We start from the raw sequence: 19,268 nt of genomic DNA on the forward strand, positions 1-19,268 counted from the left end.
CGTCGATCATGATGCGCTCGGGCCTTGGCCCTTCACCGGAAAGCGCCGCGAAAATGCGATCGAACACACCAAGACGGCTCCAACGGATGAAGCGGTTATAGAGTGTTTTGTGCGGCCCGTACTCCTTTGGCGCATCCTTCCATTGCAGCCCATGCTTGATGACGTAGACAATGCCGCTGATGACACGGCGATCATCGACACGTGGAACACCATGGGCCAAGGGAAAATACGGCTCGATCCGAGACATCTGGCGCTCGCTCAGCAGAAACAAATCACTCATCACGGTCTCCTTCTGGAAACCGTGAGAATCACATCTCAATCCAATTTAATAGGTCCTGACCCTAGGCCCGGCGACGACGCAGCTGATCGAAATAAACAATGACGATGATCAGGACACCAGTGATGATGCGCTGCCAGAAGGAATTGAGGTTCAGCAGGTTGGCGCCGTTGTTGATGGTCGCCAGGATGAAGGCTCCGATCAGCGGGCCGTAGACCGTACCGACCGCGCCGAACAGGCTGGTTCCGCCGATCACCGACGAGGCGATCGCCTGCAGCTCCCAGCCATCGGCCTGCGTGGCATTGCCGATGGCGATGCGCGAGGCAAGCAGAACGCCGACGAAGGCCGCGCAGGTTCCCGACAGGATATAGGCGAGATAGATCATCCAGTTGACGTTGACGCCGGACAAGCGCGCAGCCTCGCGGTTTGAGCCGACAGCGAAGAGGTAGCGCCCCCAACGGCTCAGATGCAGGAAGATCACGGCCGGGATCGCCACCAGGATCACCATCCAGAACAAGCTCGGTATCCCCAGGAAATCCGAAACGGCGAAATTGGTGAAATCGTCATTGACGATATTGATCGTCGAGCCGTTGGTAATCAGGAGACCGATGCCGCGAAGCGACGTCAGTGTCGCGAGCGTGATGATGAAGGGCGGCAGGCCCATGCGCACGATGCCGAAGCCGTGAAACGCGCCGATCAAAACCCCGAATAGCAAGGTGATGAGGATGGCCGCCCAGACCGGAAACCCGGCCTGAAGCAGCCAGGCGATAATGACGGTGCAAAAGCCGACGATCGCGCCGACGGAAAGGTCGATACCCGCGGTGATGATGACGAAGGTCTGGCCCAGCGCGAGAATGGCCGTCATCGACCCCTGACGCATGAGGTTGGTGATGTTGAGCGGCGTCCAGAACTTGTCGGTCCAGAAGCCCAGGACAACCCACAGCGCCAGCAGCAGTAGGATCAGCGTCAAGCTGAAGAGGATGTTCATCTTGCGCCGCGGCGCAACGGTCGGGCCTTCTGTCGTATTCGCGGCCATTTTTGTTCTCCCTCTTTAGACTTGTTTATTGTTCAAACGCCGATTGCCTCGCCCAGGACTTCCTCATGCGTTGCCGCATGGAAATCATGGCTGGCGACCAGCTGGCCGTGGCGGAAGACGTGCAGACGATCGGCGAGCTCGTAAACCTCAGGCAGATAGGAAGAGATGACAATGATGCCGGCGCCATCGCGCAGCAGCTTGGCAAACAGTCTATAAATCTCGGCCTTCGTGCCGACATCGACGCCGACGGTCGGCTCATCGAAGATAAAGAGCTTGGCACCGTGGCTCAGCCACTTGCCGATGACCACTTTCTGCTGATTTCCGCCGGACATGGCGGAAACCAGAACCCGCCGGCTCGGCGTCTTGATGCTGAGATCGCGGATCTGCTTGTCGGCATTGGCCGCTTCGCCCTTATTGTTGATGACCGGGCCGCGGCTCAGCCGCTTGAACACGGGCAGATTGATGTTGAGCCCGATCGGCAGATTGAGGCAGAGCCCCTGATCGCGGCGGCTTTCCGGCGCCAGCGCAATGCCGAGATCCATCGCATCGCGCTCGTTGCGGATGTCGACCTTGCGCCCCTGCCAGTAGATTTCGCCTGCGGAGAGCGGTTGGCGACCGTAAAGACCCAACGCGAATTCGCTGCGGCCGGCACCGATGAGCCCGTAAAGACCGACAATCTCGCCGGCACGAACGCTGAGCGAAACATTCTCGAAACCAGGGCCGGAAAGACCTCGCGCCTCGAGAATGGTGTCGCCGATCGGAATCTCTTCCTTGTGGTAGATCTGCTCGATGGAGCGATTGATCATCAGCTTGATCAGTTCGTCCTCATTGGTTTCCGCGATCGTGCGGGTGCCGACATGCGTGCCGTCGCGTAAGACGGAAACCCGATCAGCGAGCTCGAACACTTCTTCCATGCGGTGGCTGATATAGACGATCGTCACGCCCTCGCCCTGCAGGCGGCGGATCAGCTTGAACAGCTGCGCCGATTCCTGGCGGGTAAGATAGGCGGTCGGCTCGTCGAAAATCAGAAATTGCGTGCCGCGCATCGCTGCCCTCGCGGTCGCGACCAGCTGCTGCTGGCCGATCGTGAGTGAGCTCAGGAGCTCGCCGGCGGGCAGACCGAAGCCGAGATCGTCGAGCACGGTCTGCGCCATCGCCACCATCTGCTTCTTGCGCATCAGGCCGAAACGATTGACTTCATCGCCAAGGAAAAGATTGGCCGCGACCGTCAGATGCGGGCAAAGCACCACTTCCTGATGCACGGCATTGATACCGCGAGCGATCGCCTCATTCGGCGTTGCGAGCGCCACAGGATGACCGCACCAGAAGATTTCGCCGGACGTTCTTGTGATGACACCCGTCAGGAGCTTGATGAGGGTCGATTTACCCGCGCCGTTCTCGCCAACGATCGCATGGATCTCGCCGGCCAGAAACGTAACCGTCGCCGGCTTCAGCGCCTCGACGAAGCCATAGCGCTTCTGCAGACCTTTAAGCTCGAGGATGGGCGAGCCGGCTGGAATGCGGTTTGCTTCAGTCTTGACGGTGTCGTCGTGCCGATGGCTGATTTCTTCAAGGCTCGTCATGAGGTCTCCTCCCTCTCGCATCGCCGCGCAACCGCCTTGAGAAGGCGGCCAGACGAAAAGGCCGCGCCCGATCGCACGGGCGCGGCCTCAAGCCTTACTTGACCTTCGGGTTCAACAGGGCATCGATCTTCGGATCGCTCATGTTCGCCTTGGTGACGAGGTTGGCGCCGGTGTCGACATTGGCCTCGACCTTTTCCTTCTTGGAAGCGGCGAGCGCCGTCTTGATGCCGTCATAACCCATGCGATACGGGTCCTGCACCACGAGGCCGGCAAGAACGCCCGACTTCAGGAAGCCGACGGTCTTGTCGTCATTGTCGAAGCCGATGACCTTGATCTTGTCACCGAGCTTGTTTTCGGCAATCGCCTGGCCGACACCCTGGGCCATGATCAGGTTGGAGGCGAAGACGCCGACGAGCTTCGGATTGGCCGTGATCAAGTCGGTCATGATGTTGAGCCCGGTCGTGGCCTGACCGTCCGCATATTTATCAGCAACGACCTTGAGGCCCGGATACTTGCTCTTGACCTCTTCCAGGAAGCCCAGACGGCGCTGGTCGAGCGAACCGACGCCCGGCAGGCTGGTGATGATGGCGATTTCACCCTCTTCCTTGCCGGTCATGCCCTTGATGGCAGCGGCTAGGCCGTCGGCGGCAATGCGTCCGCCTTGCGTGTTGTCCGTCGTCAGGAACGACACGAAGGATTTGGAATCAGCGGCCGAGTCGATGCCGACGACCGGCACGGACTTGGCGGCTTCATCCACGGGCTTGCCGAGCGCCTTGAATTCGGTCGGCGAAATGACGACAGCCGCCGGCTTGCCGGCAACGGCGTTTTCGAGAATGCTGATCTGGCCGTTGATATCGGATTCCGACTGTGCGCCGAGTTCCGGCACCTTCACACCGAGATCCTTGCCCGCCTGGCGGGCGCCGGCAAGCACGATCTGCCAGTAGAAGGATGTCGTATCCTTGACGATGATCGGAATGGTCACGTCGGCCGCGAAGGACTGCACTGGCATCGCCATGGCGATGATGGCAGCGCCGGCAAGGCCGGTAAAGCTGCGGCGGGACAGAAGTGACTTGGCAATTTTCATCTGCTTCTCCTCTCAACGCGCTCTCTCTCCTGCACACCCGCCGCTGAACGCTTACGGCTCGGTATCGCAACACCTTGCGGCATCACGCATCGCGCGGCGGAAGGCCACCGACGCCAAAACAGGCTTTCCTCCTCTTCGAAGCCGTCTCTCCCGACGGCTCGATAGCTCCCAATCTGTTGGAGCGGTTTAGGAATCGCAAAACCGCTCCATCTGCTATTTCAACGCAATTCCGGACGGAAAACCGCTGCGCACTTTTCCTGGAATTGCTAGACTCTGACCGCCTCGTCTCCCAACGGAGGCGCGACCACAGTCAAACCTTCGAACTCCGCATAGAGGCTGTCGGGAAGCCTTGGCTCCACCAGCTGCATGTTGCGGACAAGACTTTCCGGCTTTGCCGTGCCGATCAGTACCGAAGCCACGCAAGGGCTGTGCAGCGGAAACTGAAGCGCCGGCTGAGCAAGCGGCAGGCCATGTTTGCGGGCGATCTCCTCCATCGCCCCCACCTTGGCCAAAATATCCGGCGTCGCCGGCAGATAGTCAAAATGCGCGCCGGGCACAGGGCCAGTCGCCAGAATGCCGGAATTGAAGACGCCGCCCACGATCAGCGACGTTCCCTTCTTCTCGCAAAGCGGCAGCAATTCGGCGACCGCCGAACGATCCAGCAACGTATAGCGGCCTGCGAGCAGGATGCAGTCGATATCGGCCGCGTTCATCACATCCAGGCAGACCGGCACCTCGTTGACGCCGAGGCCATAGGCCTTGATCGCTCCCGATGATTTCAGCTCCTCCAGAGCCTTAAATCCAGACCCTAGAAGCTGAGCCAGATAGTGCTCATTGAGCGCCTTGCCATGGGTGTAGCCGCCGATGTCGTGAACATAGAGAATATCGATGCGATTGAGCCCGAGACGGGCGTAGCTGAACTCGACCGAGCGCATGATACCGTCATAGGAATAGTCATAATCGGCATCGAAGGGCAGAGGGTCGACATAGCCGTAATTCGGCACCTTGTCAGTCGGCACCGGGCGCATAAGACGACCGACCTTGGTCGACAGCACATAGCTGTCCTCGGGCTGGTCGCGAAGGAAATCGCCGACGCGGCGTTCGCCAAGGCCGAAACCATACCAGGGTGCGACGTCGAAATAACGGATACCGCTATCCCAGGCCGCCTGCAGGGTCGCCATCGCCTGGTCGCGAGGGCAGGCACGATAGAGGCCGCCCAGCGCTGCGGCGCCGAAGCTGATCTCCGTGACCTCAAGGCCCGTCCTGCCGATTGTTCTTCTTCGCATCACCTCTCCCTTGTGATGGCCTTTATTTCATTTCCGCCGATCTCAGATCCGCTTCGGAGTGACCTCAAACCGGTCGCTCCATCTCCTCTTCTCTATTGGCGACGGTCAGCTCCCGATAGTCCATCCGCCAATTGATTTTGTTTTTTATCTACAATAAACATTTTGGTGTCAACGAGCAAATCGCGTCATGCCTGGGAGGAAGGTGGCTGGTGCGGTTCCGTCAACACTCCTGCAATTGACTGCCATTCGATCATGGTTCAGACAGCGCCGCCGGTAAAGAGCGGCGACGATACGCGAGGGGGAAATGGCAAGGCAAAACACGCTCTTCAAGGAGGCGTACAATCGCTATGCGGCGCGCCTGAAGCCCGATACAGAGCTACCGAGCGAGCCGGAGATCGCTGCCGAACTCGGCGTCAGCCGCAGCACGGCGCGCGCGATCCTTATGCGTCTAAGTGACGCTGGCATCATTCTCTGGAATAAGCGGCAGAAGACCGTGCTGCGCCTGCCGACACAGTCAGATTTCTTCCCCAAGGAAGAAACCGATTCACTGCACGATATCATCGAGCGCAGCTTCATGATACGCATCATGTCCGACGAAGCCCAGCCGGGCATGCAGATCAACGAGCTGGAACTCGCCCGTGAAATCGGCACCGGCACATCGGTCGTGCGTGAATTCCTGATCCGTTTCAGCCGTTTCGGCCTGATCGAGAAGCGGCCGAACAGCCATTGGATACTCAAGGGTTTCACCAGTGAATTTGCGCTCGAGCTTGCCGATGTGCGCGAGATGTTCGAGTTGCATTCAGCCGCCGAGTTCGGCCGCCTGCCTGCCAATCATCACGCCTGGGAGGATCTCAAGGCGATTGAGCAGGAGCACCACGAGCTGCTCAGAGATTTCGACGCGCATTACCGGGACTTCTCGCGCCTCGACGAAAAGTTTCACCTTCTCATCCATCGTGCCTCGAAGAACCGGTTCATCACCGAGTTCTACGACGTCATCGCCATCATTTTTCACTATCACTACCAGTGGAACAAAGCTTTCGCACGCGACCGTAATGCGCGCGCCGTAGCGGAGCATCTCGACTATATCGAAGCGCTGCAATCGCGCGACCAGCAAAGGATCGATGCTGCCTGCCGCCGGCATCTCGCTTCGGCACGGCAAACGCTGTTACAGTCGATCCCGCAGGGTGCAGGCGAAGTTGCCGGCTCGGCCGCCTGACGGCAAGAGCCGGCTGTTCGCTCACTTTGCAGTGAAGCTCAAGCTTTGGCTGGCAAAGCGTGGGGACGAGACGTCGAGCTTGATCGCCCCGGCCTTACCCGTCGCCTGCAACCAGAAGCCCGTGGTTCCACCCTGGAATGCCACCGTCTGCGGCCCAATGAGCTTGGCCGGACCATCGACCTTGATCGTGATGGCTTCGTTGAGGAAAGCCAGACGCGAGCCGGCCTGATCGAGTGCGCGCACGATGACGCGCACCGTATCGCGCTCGCCTGCCCGTAATGTATCGACATCGGCCTCGACCTGAAGCGACGTCGGCAGCGGATTGGCGACCATATGCTGCTCCACCACCGGCTTGCCGCCGATATAGCCGGTGAAATGCACGTCTTCCCACTCCATACCCCACACACCGAGCTCATCCGGGGTGAAGGAACGGTGATCGAAGACGACGGGCGCATGTGGCAGATGCGGGAACGTCTCCCGGTCCGGGCCGAGACGCTTGGTCAGCGAACCATAACGCAGCTCGACCTCGTCGCAATTGGTGAGCACGATCAGTGGCAGGGCACCGCCGATATTGCGCTCGCCGCGCGCCCAGATCGTTACCGGCTTCATGACGATTTCTTCGGAAGGTTCGCACTGGCTGGCATAGACATAGGCAGCGAACTTCGGCTCGCGGAACATGTCCATCACGCCGTGGTAGCAGATGCGGTCGCCGGAGCCGAAATCGCTGTGGGTGTTGTAGTCGAACATGCACCAGCCGATGGCGCCTGATATCGACGGATCGCCATAGGCGGCATTCAGAACTTCCAGATGCCGGCGCACATGCTCGGCCTGGCGCTGCTCCTGGTCGTAGATTTTCGTCGGATACATATGGCCGCCGAATTCGGTGATCAGATAGGGCACATCCTTGGAAAGGCCGGTGTTTTCCTGCTGCGGCCTCAGCGGCGTGCGCGGCCGGTTGGCGCCCGGCAGCTCCTCGTTGCCGAGGATGAAATCATTCATCGTGTAGACGTCCTCGAGCATCTCGCTCTCGGTGATATAACGCACGCCGCCGGTCTGACGCGTCGGGTCGAGCTCGCGTGCCAGCCGGTTCGTCTCGGCGTAAAAATCGTGGGAATCCTGGGATTCGTTGATGCGCACGCCCCAGATGACGATCGAGGAATGGTTCCAGTCGCGCTCGATCATGCGGCGGACGTTACGGATCGATTCCTGCTGCCATTCTTCATCGCCGATATGCTGCCAGCCGGGGATTTCCTCGAAGACCAGCAGGCCGATGCGGTCGCAATGGTCGAGAAACCACTTCGACTGCGGATAGTGCGAGGTGCGCACGATATTGCATTTCAGCGTGCGCTTCATGATCTCGGCATCGCGCTCCTGCGCCGAGCGCCCCATGGCATAGCCGACATAGGGGAAGGCCTGATGGCGGTTGAGGCCGCGCAGCTTCAGCTTCTTGCCGTTCAGCAGAAAACCTTCGGCTGTAAAGCTCGCCGTGCGGAAACCAAAAGTCGCGACAAGTCGATCCATCCCGTAATCGCTCGTAAGCTCCACCTCGGCCGAATAGAGAACGGGATCGTCGAGCTCCCAGAGCGAAAGGCCTGCAAGGCCACTGAAGCTGAGTGTCACGCTCTCGTCGGATGTGTCGGCCTGACTAGAAGCGATGACCGCGCCGTCGCTGGACCGCAGGGTAACTTTCACGTTGCCCTTGAAAGCGAGCTTTTGCGGATTGGCGATGTCGCAGCGTACCGTCACGGATTTGCTGTCGGAAAGGACATCCGTCGTTTCAACCTTGATGTTGGCGATCGAGACGGGAGCGGCAACCTTCAACCAGACATCGCGATAGATGCCTGCATAGGTGAGATAATCGATCCGGCCACCGAAAGGCGGGATCTCGGGATTCTCGCTGCCATCGATCTTGACGGTGATCAGGTTCTGGCCCTCGCGCAGCCGGCCGGTCAGACGCGCCTCGAACGGCGTATAACCATCCTTGTGCACGACGATCTCCTCGCCGTTCAGATAGACGACCGCGTCGGCCATCGCCGCATCGAAGATCAGCGATACTTCGCGCCCGGTGAAGGTCTCATCCCAATTGATGATCTTCTGATAGGTGAAGGCGCGCTGGTAGGATTTCTCGTCGAAATAGTTGAAAGGCAGTTCGACGGCGGTATGCGGGAGCGTAACGCTCTGTCCTTCCTGCGAGCGACCGACATTCTCAGGCGAAAATCCTTCATGAAACGTCCAGGATTCGTTTAAGGCGACAACAGAACGCATATTCAATCCTATCGATTAAGCCCGTCGCATCGGGTGACGAACAGATGTTGCTGGGGAGTCAGGCGCGCGGCGAGGCAGGCGGGACGCCGCGGGGCGATATCTATACAGGCTCGCCGCCGTTGCGCAATGCGACCGGTTGGCGGATTTCGATTTTCAGGACAAGCAAGCGATTGAAAAAGCGGTTTCCTCACGAGCGGCTCCGTCCGCTCCTCGCCTCCTCGACCGGGCTGCGCACCGCGGCATACATGCCAGTCGTGCGGAACTCGGTTGGATTGATGCCATAGATGCGGCGAAATACCTTTGAGAAATAGTTGGCATCGTCGAAGCCTGACATGATCGCTACTTCCTTGACCGGAATGAAGGCTGCCTTGGTCAGCAGCTTCGCGGCGCGTTGCATGCGCTGCTGCAGCACGAATTCCGCCGGCGGCACACCTTCGCTCTCGGCAAAGACGCGTGAGAAATGTGCACGGCTGAGGCCGCTCACCTTTGCAAGCTCATCGACCGGCAGGGGTTTGTCGAGATTGGCGTTGATATGGTCGATGACAATCTGCATGACGGAGCGGTCGGCGGCAAAGGCATGCGAGCCGAAGACGTCGTCATAAAGCGCCATGGCTGCCTCATAAGCGATAGCCGAAGCCGAAGCAGGTGTCTTGGCACCCTTGACCAGCCGCAGGCTGCAATCGGCCAGATGATCGATGGTTGCCTGCTGCAGCTTCAAGACGGGACCGGCCGCGGCGAGGATCAGGCGATGGATGCGCAATGCCTCCTCGCCATTCATGGAGATCCAGAAATACTCCCAGCGCTCCCCTTTCTCCAGCCAGTAGCGATGATTGTGCGGCACGAGCACCAGGAGCGTATCGCCTGAATCCACGCGATAGCTGCGATTTTCGTAGCGCAATCGCCCGGTACCGCTGATCGTGTGCTGCAGCACGGTGAACGGCGTCTGGCCGCGCCGCCGCCCGTCCCAGTCATAGGGCTCGTCGTGCCTGACTTCATAGCCAGCGCTGGTCGGCATGGCATGCAGGCGGTGGCGTCCGCGCGGCAGCGAAACCGTCCGCATGACCTGTCCGTTGTCGATCAATTCCTGCAGCACAAAATTACCCCTAAAAGCATAATAGTTCTCTGTTCGCTTCGGTTATTATAGGCATAATCCCGCCAGAAAACAGCGCTTGACCGCCGTAGAGGACCGGCGATTGGAGGAAAACCCACGATTTCGGCCCGTCTCGCAACCGGTGTGATCATGGGGCGAAAATGCTGCTGTCTCCCCTGCCGCTGCTCGTTCGACCGACTTGAAGGTGAGGATCATGAGTTTCAAAATCGCTATTATCGGCGCTGGCAGCGTCGGCTTCACGAAAAAGCTGTTCACCGACATTCTCTGCGTGCCGGAATTCCGCGATGTCGAATTCGCGCTGACCGACATGAGTGAGCACAATCTGACGATGATCAAGGCGATCCTTGACCGGATCGTCGAAGCCAACAAGCTGCCGACGCGCGTCACCGCCACCACGGATCGCCGCAAAGCACTGGAAGGCGCGCGCTATATCATCAGCTGCGTGCGGGTCGGCGGATTGGAGGCTTACGCCGAAGATATCCGCATTCCGCTGAAATACGGCATCGACCAGTGCGTCGGCGATACCATCTGCGCCGGCGGCATTCTCTATGGCCAGCGCAACATTCCGGTCATCCTCGATTTCTGCAAGGATATCCGCGAGGTCGCCGAAAGCGGCGCCAAATTCCTGAACTATGCCAACCCGATGGCGATGAACACCTGGGCGGCGATCGAATATGGCAAGGTCGACACGATCGGCCTTTGCCACGGCGTCCAGCACGGCGCTGAACAGATCGCCGAAGTGCTCGGCGCCAAGGACAAGAACGAACTCGACTATATCTGCTCGGGCATCAACCATCAGACCTGGTTCGTCGATCTGCGCCTCAACGGCCGCAAGATCGGCAAGGACGAGTTGATCGCCGCCTTCGAAGCGCATCCGGTCTTCTCGCAGCAGGAAAAGCTGCGCATCGATGTGTTGAAGCGCTTCGGCGTCTATTCGACCGAGAGCAATGGTCACCTGTCCGAATACCTGCCCTGGTATCGCAAGCGTCCCGACGAGATCAACAAATGGATCGACATGTCGGACTGGATTCATGGCGAAACCGGCGGCTATCTGCGCCACTCCACCGAGACGCGCAACTGGTTCGAGACGGAATTCCCGCAGATCCTCGACAGCGCCTCGCAGCCGATCGATCCCGCGCGCCGCTCCAACGAACATGCGAGCCACATTCTCGAAGCGCTGGAAACCAATCGCATCTATCGCGGCCATTTCAACGTCAAGAACAATGGTGTCATCACCAATTTGCCAAGCGATGCCATCATCGAGTCGCCCGGCTTCGTCGATCGCTTCGGCATCAACATGGTGGCAGGCATTACGCTGCCTGAGGCATGCGCTGCGACATGCATCTCTTCGATCAACGTTCAGCGCATGTCGGTCCATGCCGCCATCAGCGGCGATATCGATCTCTTGAAGCTCGCCGTCCTGCACGACCCGCTGGTCGGCGCCGTCGCCACGCCGGAGGAGGTCTGGCAGATGGTCGATGAAATGGTCGTCGTGGAAGCGCGCTGGCTGCCGCAATACGCCCACGCCGTGGATGATGCGAAGGATCGCCTGTCGCGCGGCAAGGTCAAGACGCGCGACTGGAAGGGTGCAGCGAGCCGCAACGTTCGCTCGATCGAGGAGTTGCGCGCGGAGAAAGCCGCCTTGAAACAGGCGGGCTGACGAGCAAGCAGGCCGGAAGATGGAGGTTGAGGCGGGATCTTAAGGGGATAGCCCGCTTCAACCAGCCATCTTTCGTTTCAAAGGAGGAACGCGAGGCCTCGAACGGAGCGCTCGCGATTTTGGGAGAGAGAACAAGATGAGACATTTTCGACCGATCGGCCTTCTGGCCGCGTTGACGATTGCCACATCCGCAATCGCCATGACCGCTTATGCGGCCGAGCCGACTGCGCCACCCGTTCCACCGGTCTTTCCGGCGGAAGGCAAGATCAAATATGTCGAGCGCAGCTCCATTCTGGAGTTCAAGGCGCTGCCCGAATATCACGAACCCGCCTGGGTCACCGATAATTTCGTCAAGACCGGCAAGCTCCCGCCCGTCAAGGATCGCCTGCCGAAGGAGCCGCTGGTCTATAAGACCGGCAACATGCCTGACGGCATCGGCGTCTATGGCGACACGCTGCGCCATGTCATCGGCGGGCGGCCGGAAGGCTGGAATTACGGCGCTGGTCAGACGCAGGGCTGGGGCGGCATCGACATCGGATTGTCCGAGTGCCTGACGCGTACCGCACCGCTCTTCCAGGTCGAGGCCAAGGACACCGAACCGCTGCCGAACCTTGCCAAAGGCTGGGAATGGTCGGCGGACGGCCACAAGCTCACCATGCACCTCATCGAGGGCGCGAAATGGTCCGACGGAGTGCCCTTCAACGCCGACGACATCATGTTCTACTGGGAAGACGAGGTCATCGACCCGAACGTGTCGCCACTCGGCGGCGGCGCATCGCCGGAAGCCTTCGGCGAGGGAACGACGCTGAAGAAGATCGACGACTACACGATCGAATGGACCTTCAAGGACGCCTTCCCGAAGCAATATCTCTACACGATGGCCTATCCGAACTTCTGCCCGGGTCCATCGCATATCCTGAAGCCGCAGCATCCGAAATATTCCAAGAATACCTACGACCAGTTCAAGAACGCCTTCCCGCCAGAATATATGAACATTCCGGTCATGGGCGCCTGGGTGCCGGTCGAGTATCGCTCCGACGATATCATCGTCATGCGCCGCAACCCCTACTACTGGAAGGTCGACGAGAAGGGCAACCAGCTGCCCTACCTCAACGAGCTGCACTACAAGCTCTCCACCTGGGCCGATCGTGACGTCCAGGCCGTCGCCGGCTCCGCCGACCTGTCGAACCTCGAGCAGCCGGAAAACTTCGTCGCTTCGCTGAAGCGCGCAGCACAGCCCGATGCGCCTGCGCGTCTGGCCTTCGGTCCACGCCTCATCGGCTATAATCTGCAGATGAATTTCTCCGCCAACGGTTGGGGCAATCCGGACGAGCGTGCGCAGGCTGTGCGCGAACTGAACCGCAACGAGGATTTCCGCAAGGCCGTTACCATGGCGCTCGATCGCAAGGCCCTCGGGGAATCGCTGGTCAAGGGACCCTTCACCGCGATCTATCCCGGCGGCCTGTCTTCGGGCAGCAGCTTCTATGATCGCAATTCCACGGTCTATTATCCGTTCGATCTCGTAGCGGCAAAGGCCGAGCTCGCAAAAGCCGGCCTGAAGGACACCGATGGCGACGGCATCGTCAATTTCCCGGCCGGCGTCAACGGCGGCAAGGATGTGGAAATCACCCTTCTGGTCAGCAGCGATTACACCACCGACAAGAGCCTTGCCGAGGGCGTCGTCAGCCAGATGGAAAAGCTTGGACTTCGGGTGATCATCAATTCGCTCGTCGGTCCGAAACGCGACGATGCCAACTACAGCGGCCGCTTCGACTGGATGGTCCGCCGCAACAGCACGGAACTTGCGTCGGTGGTCCAGAATACCGAGCAGCTTGCTCCCGTCGGCCCGCGCACCAGCTGGAACCACCGCGCCCCGGAAAGCGGTCAGCTTGACCTGATGCCCTTCGAAAAGGACATGGTCGACATCGTCAACAAGTTCACGACGTCGAAGGATAATGACGAGCGCGTGGCCCTGATGAAGCAGTTCCAGAAGATCTCGACCGGCAATCTCTACAATATCGGCCTTACCGAATATCCGGGCGCGCTCATAATCAACAAGCGCTTCTCCAATGTTCCCTCAGGCACGCCGATCTTCCTGTTCAACTGGGCGGAAGACTCGATCATCCGCGAGCGACTGTGGGTGGCTGCCGACAAGCAAGGCAAGTACGAGCTGTTCCCCAATGAGCTTCCCGGCGCTCCGGGCAGTGCCGGTCCGATCAAGTAAGATCGCATGAAACACCCCATGGCAGCCGTCATGACGCCGGTTGCCATGGGACCTGAAACATCCAGCGATCAGCTATCGCCGGGTAAAATGAAGCGCTGGCGCATCTCGTTCCCAGAGAGGGAGACTGCCGACAGCATCAAGAGAAGCGAACCGTCCGATGTTACGATTCCTGCTCGTTCGCATAGCCTCGGCGATCCCCGTGCTCTTCATCCTGAGCGTGGTGACGTTTGCCATCATCCAGGCACCGCCGGGTGACTATGCCGATTACATCCGCTCGCAGCTGATGAACCAGGGCGGCGCGTCCTTCGAACAGGCTGACGCTCAGGCGCAAGCCTATCGCAAGGAACATGGCCTCGATAAGCCGATGATCGTCCAGTATTTCAACTGGGTTGGCGGCATCGTCACCAAGGGTGATTTCGGCTACAGTATGGTCTACAACAAGCCGGTGGCCGATGTCGTCGGCGAGCGCCTGCCGCGCACGCTGGCTTTGGCGCTGGTATGCCACATCCTGGCATCCATTCTCGGCATTGGTTTCGGCATATGGGCGGCGACGCGGCAATATAGCTGGATCGACAATCTGCTTGCCGGCATCTCCTTCCTCGGCATGACGGTGCCGCGCTTCCTGATGGCGCTGATCATCGTCTATATCCTCGTCTTCCAGCTCAACGTCTCGGAAATCGGCAGCTTCTTCTCGCCGCAATATGGTGGCGCACCGTGGTCCTGGGGTAAATTCGTCGATCTCGTCAAACACGTCTGGCCGGTCGTTGCGATCGCCACCTTCGGCGGCCTCGCCTACAACATGCGCATCATGCGCGGCAATCTGCTCGACACGCTGAATGCCCAGTACGTGGAGACAGCACGCGCGAAGGGTCTTTCGGGCGGCGCCGTTGTCATGCGCCATGCCGTGCCGAACGCGCTGCATCCGCTCATCATGTATCAGGGCGTCGTCCTGCCCTACATGCTGACCGGCGAAATCGAAACCGCGATCATCTTCACGCTGCCAACCGTCGGGCCGGCGATCGTCGGCTCCATGGCGGTCGGCGACGTCTATGTCACGGCAACTTTCATGATGGTGCTTTCGGCGACCCTGATCATTGGCAACATCATCGCGGACGTATTGCTCGCCCTGCTCGATCCACGTGTGCGTCAACAGGGAGGGATCCACTGATGCTCGCCTTCAGCAATTCCCCGCCGCCGCCGGAAGAAAAAATCAAGCACAAGAGTGGCAACGAGAGCTATATCGCGCTGGTATGGCGCCGCCTCAAGCGCTCCTGGACCGGCATGGGCGGCCTTACCCTCGTCATTCTGCTGCTGTTGATGGCGATCTTCGCCGAATTCGTCGCGCCGCTCGATCCGAAGGCGACCGATACCGGCTTTGCGCCGCCGCAGGTCGCAAGCTTCCGGGACAAGGACGGCGGTTTCGCCTTCCAGCCACGGGTCTATGCGCTCGTTGAAACCACCGATCTCGACCCGGTCACGTTCCAGCCGATCGTCGGACCGGACTACGACCATCCGCGCCTCCTCGGCTTCTTCGTCAAGGGCGATCCCTATTATCTCTTCGGCCTGATCCCCGGCGACCGGCATCTGTTCGGCACGACCGACGGCGGCCCGGTTCATTTCCTCGGCACCGACAAGTTCGGCCGGGACGTGCTGTCGCGCGCCATCTACGGCTCGCGCATCTCGCTGATGATCGCGCTGACAGTCGTTGCCATCGTCACCATCGTCGGCACCACAGTCGGTATGATATCGGGCTATTTCGGCGGCACGCTCGACGCCTGGATCCAGCGTTTCGTCGAAGTGGTTCTGGCCTTCCCGCAGCTGCCGCTCTATCTGGCGCTGACCTCGCTGATCCCGGTGACGGCGCCCACCAACGTCTTCCTTGCCTTCGTCATCATCGTCATGTCGGCGCTCGGCTGGGCGCAGATGTCCCGCGAGGTTCGCGGCAAGACGCTGGCACTGGCAAGGATCGATTATGTTCGGGCCGCCATGGCGGTGGGCGCCACCGACCGGCGCATCATTCTCCAGCATATCTTCCCGAACGTCATGAGCCACGTCATCGTTACGGTGACGCTGGCAATCCCCAGCGTCGTTCTCCTGGAATCCTTCCTTGGTTTCCTGGGCTTTGCGGTGAAGCCGCCGCTGATCTCCTGGGGGCTGATGCTGCAGGATACGTCGACCTATTCGGTCATCGGCTCCTATCCCTGGATTCTCTCGCCCGTCGCCTTCGTTCTCGTCACCGTCTTCGCCTTCAATGCGCTCGGCGACGGACTGCGCGACGCGATCGATCCCTATTGAGAGGAGAAGGACCATGGCTCTCGCACTCGTCAATCCCTTCGCCCCCGATGTCAGGCACGATGCCGGCGAAAAGACGACCTCGCCCGTCATCGACGCCCGCAACATCGCCGTCAAATTCAAGGTCGAGGACGGCATCGTCGATGCCGTCAAGGACATCACATTCCAGCTCTATCGTGGCGAAACCATCGCGATTGTCGGCGAATCCGGCTCGGGAAAATCGGTGACGGCCCGCACGGTGATGGGCCTCCTGACCAAGCGTGCCGTCGTTTCCGACAAATCCGCTGTTCACTACGACGGCAAGAACGTGCTGAAATTTTCGGAGAGAGCTCGCCGGCAACTGCGCGGCGACCGCATCTCGATGATCTTCCAGGAGCCGATGAGTTCGCTCAATCCGATCTACACCATCGGCAGCCAGATCGTTGAAGCGATAAGGGTCCATCGCAAGGTCAGCCGTCGCGATGCCGAGAAGCGGGCGCTCGACCTGCTCAAGCAGGTGCAGATCCCTGACCCAGAGGCGCGCCTGAAGCAATATCCCCATCAGCTCTCCGGCGGGCAGCGTCAGCGCGTGATGATCGCCATGGCACTTGCCAACGATCCCGATGTACTGATCGCCGACGAGCCCACGACAGCGCTCGACGTCACCGTGCAGGCGCAGATCCTGAACCTCATCCGCAATCTGCAGAAGCAGCTCGGCATGGCGGTGATCCTGATTACCCATGATCTGACGGTCGTGCGGCAATTCTCCGACTATGTGTATGTGATGCAACACGGCGAGATGCGCGAACACAATACGACCGACGCACTGTTCGCCAATCCGCAGCATCCCTACACACAACATCTGCTGACCTCGGAGCCGCGCGGGCAGGCAAAGCCGCTGCCGCCGAACTGCGATACGGTGCTCGAAGGCAAGTCCGTGAAAGTGGCGTTCATGCTGCGCCATGGCAGTTTCTTCAAGCCTGACATGCGCGAGCTGGTCGCTGTCGATAGCCTGAATATCGAGCTGCGTCGTCACGAAACGCTCGGCCTCGTCGGCGAATCCGGCTCCGGCAAAACCACCTTCGGCCAGGCGCTATTGCGCCTGATCGATGCCGATAGCGGCGAGATCTTTTTCGACGGGCAACCTATTCATGGCCGGTCTCGCGCCGAGATGCGGCCGCTGCGCTCGCGCATGCAGATCGTCTTTCAGGACCCCTTCTCGTCGCTGAACCCACGCATGACCATTGGCCAGATCATTTCCGAGGGACTGGTGGTCAACAATCTCGGCGCCAACAGGGCCGAGCGGCTGGAGCGCGTCAAGGAAGCGCTCGTCAGTGCCGGCATGCCGACCAATATCCTCTCGCGCTTCCCGCACGAGTTTTCCGGCGGCCAGCGCCAGCGCATCGCGATCGCCCGCGCCATCGCGCTCGAGCCGGAATTCATTCTGCTCGACGAGCCGACCTCCGCACTCGACCTTTCCGTCCAGGCCCAGATCATCGATCTCCTGCGCAAGCTGCAGGACGAAAAAGGTCTGAGCTACCTTTTCATCTCACACGACCTCAAGGTCGTCCGCGCCCTTTGCCATCGTGTCATCGTCATGCAGCATGGCAAGATCATGGAGGAAGGGCCGGTCGAAGAGGTTCTATCGCATCCCAAGACGGCCTACACCGAACGCCTTGTCAGAGCGGCGTTCGAGGTGGCTTCATAGCATCCAGGAGATTTTGAAATGACAGCAACTCCCAAGATCACCTTCATCGGCGCCGGCTCGACCGTCTTCATGAAGAATATCATCGGCGACGTCTTGCAGCGCCCTGCCCTAGCAGGCGCCAGGATCGCGCTGATGGACATCAACCAGCAGCGGCTCGACGAAAGCGCCATCGTCGCTCGCAAGCTGGCCTCGACGCTCGGCGCCTCGGCCACGGTCGAGACTTTTACCGATCAGCGCAAGGCGCTTGACGGCGCGCACTTTGTCGTCGTCGCTTTCCAGATCGGCGGCTACGAGCCCTGCACCGTCACCGATTTCGAAGTGCCGAAGAAATACGGCCTGCGCCAGACGATCGCCGACACGCTCGGCGTCGGCGGCATCATGCGCGGCCTGCGCACGGTCCCGCATCTCTGGAAGATCTGCGAGGATATGCTCGCGGTCTGCCCGAATGCGATCATGCTGCAATATGTGAACCCGATGGCGATCAACACTTGGGCGATCGGCGAGAAGTACCCAACGATCAAGCAGGTCGGCCTTTGCCATTCGGTCCAGGGTACGGCCATGGAATTGGCGCACGATCTCGACATTCCCTATGACGAGATCCGCTACCGTTCGGCCGGCATCAACCACATGGCCTTCTATCTCGAATTCGAGCATCGCCAGGCCGACGGTTCCTATCGCAATCTCTATCCGGATCTCGTGCGCGCCTATCGCGAGGGACGCGCGCCGAAGCCCGGCTGGAACCCGCGTTGCCCGAATAAAGTACGCTACGAAATGCTGACCCGCCTTGGCTATTTCGTCACCGAAAGCTCGGAGCACTTCGCCGAATACACGCCCTACTTCATCAAGGAAGGCCGCGAGGACCTGATCGAGAAGTTCAGCATTCCGCTTGACGAATATCCGAAGCGCTGCATCGAGCAAGTGGCACGCTGGAAGAACCAGGCAGAGGAATATCGCACCGCCGAGAAGATCGAGGTCAAGCAATCGAAGGAATATGCCTCCTCGATCATCAATTCGGTCTGGACCGGCGAACCCTCCGTCATCTACGGCAATGTCCGCAACAATGGCTGCATCACCTCGCTGCCGTTCAATTGCGCGGCCGAAGTCGCCTGCCTCGTCGACGCCTCCGGCATCCAGCCGACCTATGTCGGCGACCTGCCGCCGCAGCTGACGGCTCTGATCCGCACCAACATCAACGTGCAGGAGCTGACAGTAAAGGCGCTCATGACCGAGAATCGCGAGCACATCTATCATGCCGCGATGATGGACCCGCATACGGCGGCCGAACTGGATCTCGACCAGATCTGGTCGCTGGTCGACGAACTGCTCGTCGCCCACGGCGACTGGCTGCCGGAATGGGCGCGCGGCAATCGCAAGGTTCAGGCCGCCTGAAGCCATTCTCTCCCGGCTTGCGGCCCAAAGGCCTCGCGGTGCTGCCGCGGGGCCTTACATTTTTACCGTGCCGGAGAAAATGAAAATCCAAAACGCGGGCGAATGTCGCATCGATAACCGATGGCAAAGCGCATTCGCCTGGGTTAGAAAACACTCGC

The 19,268-nt window shown here is 60.0% G+C and carries 14 protein-coding genes; 7 read left to right on the forward strand and 7 right to left on the reverse strand.

The genetic code is table 11. The features are described 5' to 3' along the window. The 5 genes from GA0061100_RS10625 to GA0061100_RS10645 form a co-directional block, all read right to left on the reverse strand. Positions 1-280 (reverse strand): IS5/IS1182 family transposase (locus GA0061100_RS10625; protein ID WP_075852680.1); only part of this gene is annotated, 280 nt, incomplete at its 3' end. A 61-nt stretch (positions 281-341) separates the two neighbouring features. Then, positions 342-1,313, reverse strand: coding sequence for an ABC transporter permease (locus GA0061100_RS10630; protein ID WP_075852681.1), 972 nt, complete (start codon positions 1,311-1,313; stop codon positions 342-344). Between the two features lie 32 nt (positions 1,314-1,345). Next, a complete protein-coding gene (locus GA0061100_RS10635) occupies positions 1,346-2,896 on the reverse strand; it encodes a sugar ABC transporter ATP-binding protein (RefSeq protein WP_075852682.1) in 1,551 nt (516 codons plus the stop codon). A gap of 94 nt (positions 2,897-2,990) precedes the next feature. After that, a complete protein-coding gene (locus GA0061100_RS10640) occupies positions 2,991-3,980 on the reverse strand; it encodes an ABC transporter substrate-binding protein (protein WP_075852683.1) in 990 nt (329 codons plus the stop codon). 266 nt (positions 3,981-4,246) lie between these two features. After that, the gene (locus GA0061100_RS10645; protein ID WP_075852684.1) at positions 4,247-5,266 is read right to left on the reverse strand and encodes an aldo/keto reductase; all 1,020 of its coding nucleotides are present in this window, start codon (positions 5,264-5,266) and stop codon (positions 4,247-4,249) included. Positions 5,267-5,570: 304 nt separating this feature from the next. Between GA0061100_RS10645 and GA0061100_RS10650 the strand changes: the two genes are divergently transcribed. Next, a complete protein-coding gene (locus GA0061100_RS10650; protein ID WP_075852685.1) occupies positions 5,571-6,482 on the forward strand; it encodes a GntR family transcriptional regulator in 912 nt (303 codons plus the stop codon). Between the two features lie 21 nt (positions 6,483-6,503). On the opposite strand, the gene GA0061100_RS10655 is transcribed toward GA0061100_RS10650, so the two are convergent. Together GA0061100_RS10655 and GA0061100_RS10660 are read right to left on the reverse strand one after the other, a co-directional pair. After that, entirely contained in the window at positions 6,504-8,747 is a 2,244-nt protein-coding gene (locus tag GA0061100_RS10655) for a glycoside hydrolase family 2 protein (RefSeq protein WP_075852686.1), read from the reverse strand. A gap of 187 nt (positions 8,748-8,934) precedes the next feature. Continuing rightward, a complete protein-coding gene (locus tag GA0061100_RS10660; RefSeq protein ID WP_075852687.1) occupies positions 8,935-9,840 on the reverse strand; it encodes a helix-turn-helix transcriptional regulator in 906 nt (301 codons plus the stop codon). Positions 9,841-10,051: 211 nt separating this feature from the next. Here GA0061100_RS10660 and melA (GA0061100_RS10665) point away from each other — a divergent pair, with 211 nt between their 5' ends. From melA (GA0061100_RS10665) to melA (GA0061100_RS10690), 6 genes are all read left to right on the forward strand, one after another. After that, positions 10,052-11,518 (forward strand): alpha-glucosidase/alpha-galactosidase, encoded by a 1,467-nt coding sequence (melA, locus tag GA0061100_RS10665; RefSeq protein ID WP_075852688.1) that lies wholly within the window; start codon positions 10,052-10,054, stop codon positions 11,516-11,518. A gap of 136 nt (positions 11,519-11,654) precedes the next feature. Next, positions 11,655-13,742 carry an ABC transporter substrate-binding protein gene (locus tag GA0061100_RS10670; RefSeq protein WP_075852689.1) on the forward strand — a complete coding sequence of 696 codons (2,088 nt, stop codon included), beginning with the start codon at positions 11,655-11,657 and terminating at the stop codon, positions 13,740-13,742. A 157-nt stretch (positions 13,743-13,899) separates the two neighbouring features. Continuing rightward, positions 13,900-14,910: an ABC transporter permease gene (locus GA0061100_RS10675; protein WP_075852690.1), complete on the forward strand. Its 1,011-nt coding sequence runs from the start codon at positions 13,900-13,902 to the stop codon at positions 14,908-14,910. Then, positions 14,910-16,037, forward strand: a complete 1,128-nt coding sequence (locus tag GA0061100_RS10680; RefSeq protein ID WP_075852691.1) for an ABC transporter permease — start codon at positions 14,910-14,912, stop codon at positions 16,035-16,037. The genes GA0061100_RS10675 and GA0061100_RS10680 overlap by 1 nt, the downstream gene beginning before the upstream one ends. Positions 16,038-16,050: 13 nt before the next feature. Next, positions 16,051-17,721, forward strand: a complete 1,671-nt coding sequence (locus tag GA0061100_RS10685; protein ID WP_075852692.1) for an ABC transporter ATP-binding protein — start codon at positions 16,051-16,053, stop codon at positions 17,719-17,721. 18 nt (positions 17,722-17,739) lie between these two features. Beyond that, the gene (gene melA, locus GA0061100_RS10690; protein ID WP_075852693.1) at positions 17,740-19,110 is read left to right on the forward strand and encodes an alpha-glucosidase/alpha-galactosidase; all 1,371 of its coding nucleotides are present in this window, start codon (positions 17,740-17,742) and stop codon (positions 19,108-19,110) included. Positions 19,111-19,268 lie beyond the last annotated feature (158 nt).

This window comes from Martinezella hainanensis, from assembly GCF_900094555.1.
Classification (GTDB): Bacteria; Pseudomonadota; Alphaproteobacteria; order Rhizobiales; family Rhizobiaceae; genus Rhizobium; species Rhizobium hainanense.

Coding starts and splice junctions, on each gene's coding strand:
- GA0061100_RS10645 (WP_075852684.1), bottom strand. CDS start 5,266: ATGCGAAGAAGAACAATCGGCAGGACGGGCCTTGAGGTCACGGAGATC.
- GA0061100_RS10655 (WP_075852686.1), bottom strand. CDS start 8,747: ATGCGTTCTGTTGTCGCCTTAAACGAATCCTGGACGTTTCATGAAGGA.
- GA0061100_RS10670 (WP_075852689.1), top strand. CDS start 11,655: ATGAGACATTTTCGACCGATCGGCCTTCTGGCCGCGTTGACGATTGCC.
- melA (WP_075852688.1), top strand. CDS start 10,052: ATGAGTTTCAAAATCGCTATTATCGGCGCTGGCAGCGTCGGCTTCACG.
- GA0061100_RS10630 (WP_075852681.1), bottom strand. CDS start 1,313: ATGGCCGCGAATACGACAGAAGGCCCGACCGTTGCGCCGCGGCGCAAG.
- GA0061100_RS10675 (WP_075852690.1), top strand. CDS start 13,900: ATGTTACGATTCCTGCTCGTTCGCATAGCCTCGGCGATCCCCGTGCTC.
- GA0061100_RS10635 (WP_075852682.1), bottom strand. CDS start 2,896: ATGACGAGCCTTGAAGAAATCAGCCATCGGCACGACGACACCGTCAAG.
- GA0061100_RS10680 (WP_075852691.1), top strand. CDS start 14,910: ATGCTCGCCTTCAGCAATTCCCCGCCGCCGCCGGAAGAAAAAATCAAG.
- GA0061100_RS10650 (WP_075852685.1), top strand. CDS start 5,571: ATGGCAAGGCAAAACACGCTCTTCAAGGAGGCGTACAATCGCTATGCG.
- melA (WP_075852693.1), top strand. CDS start 17,740: ATGACAGCAACTCCCAAGATCACCTTCATCGGCGCCGGCTCGACCGTC.
- GA0061100_RS10685 (WP_075852692.1), top strand. CDS start 16,051: ATGGCTCTCGCACTCGTCAATCCCTTCGCCCCCGATGTCAGGCACGAT.
- GA0061100_RS10640 (WP_075852683.1), bottom strand. CDS start 3,980: ATGAAAATTGCCAAGTCACTTCTGTCCCGCCGCAGCTTTACCGGCCTT.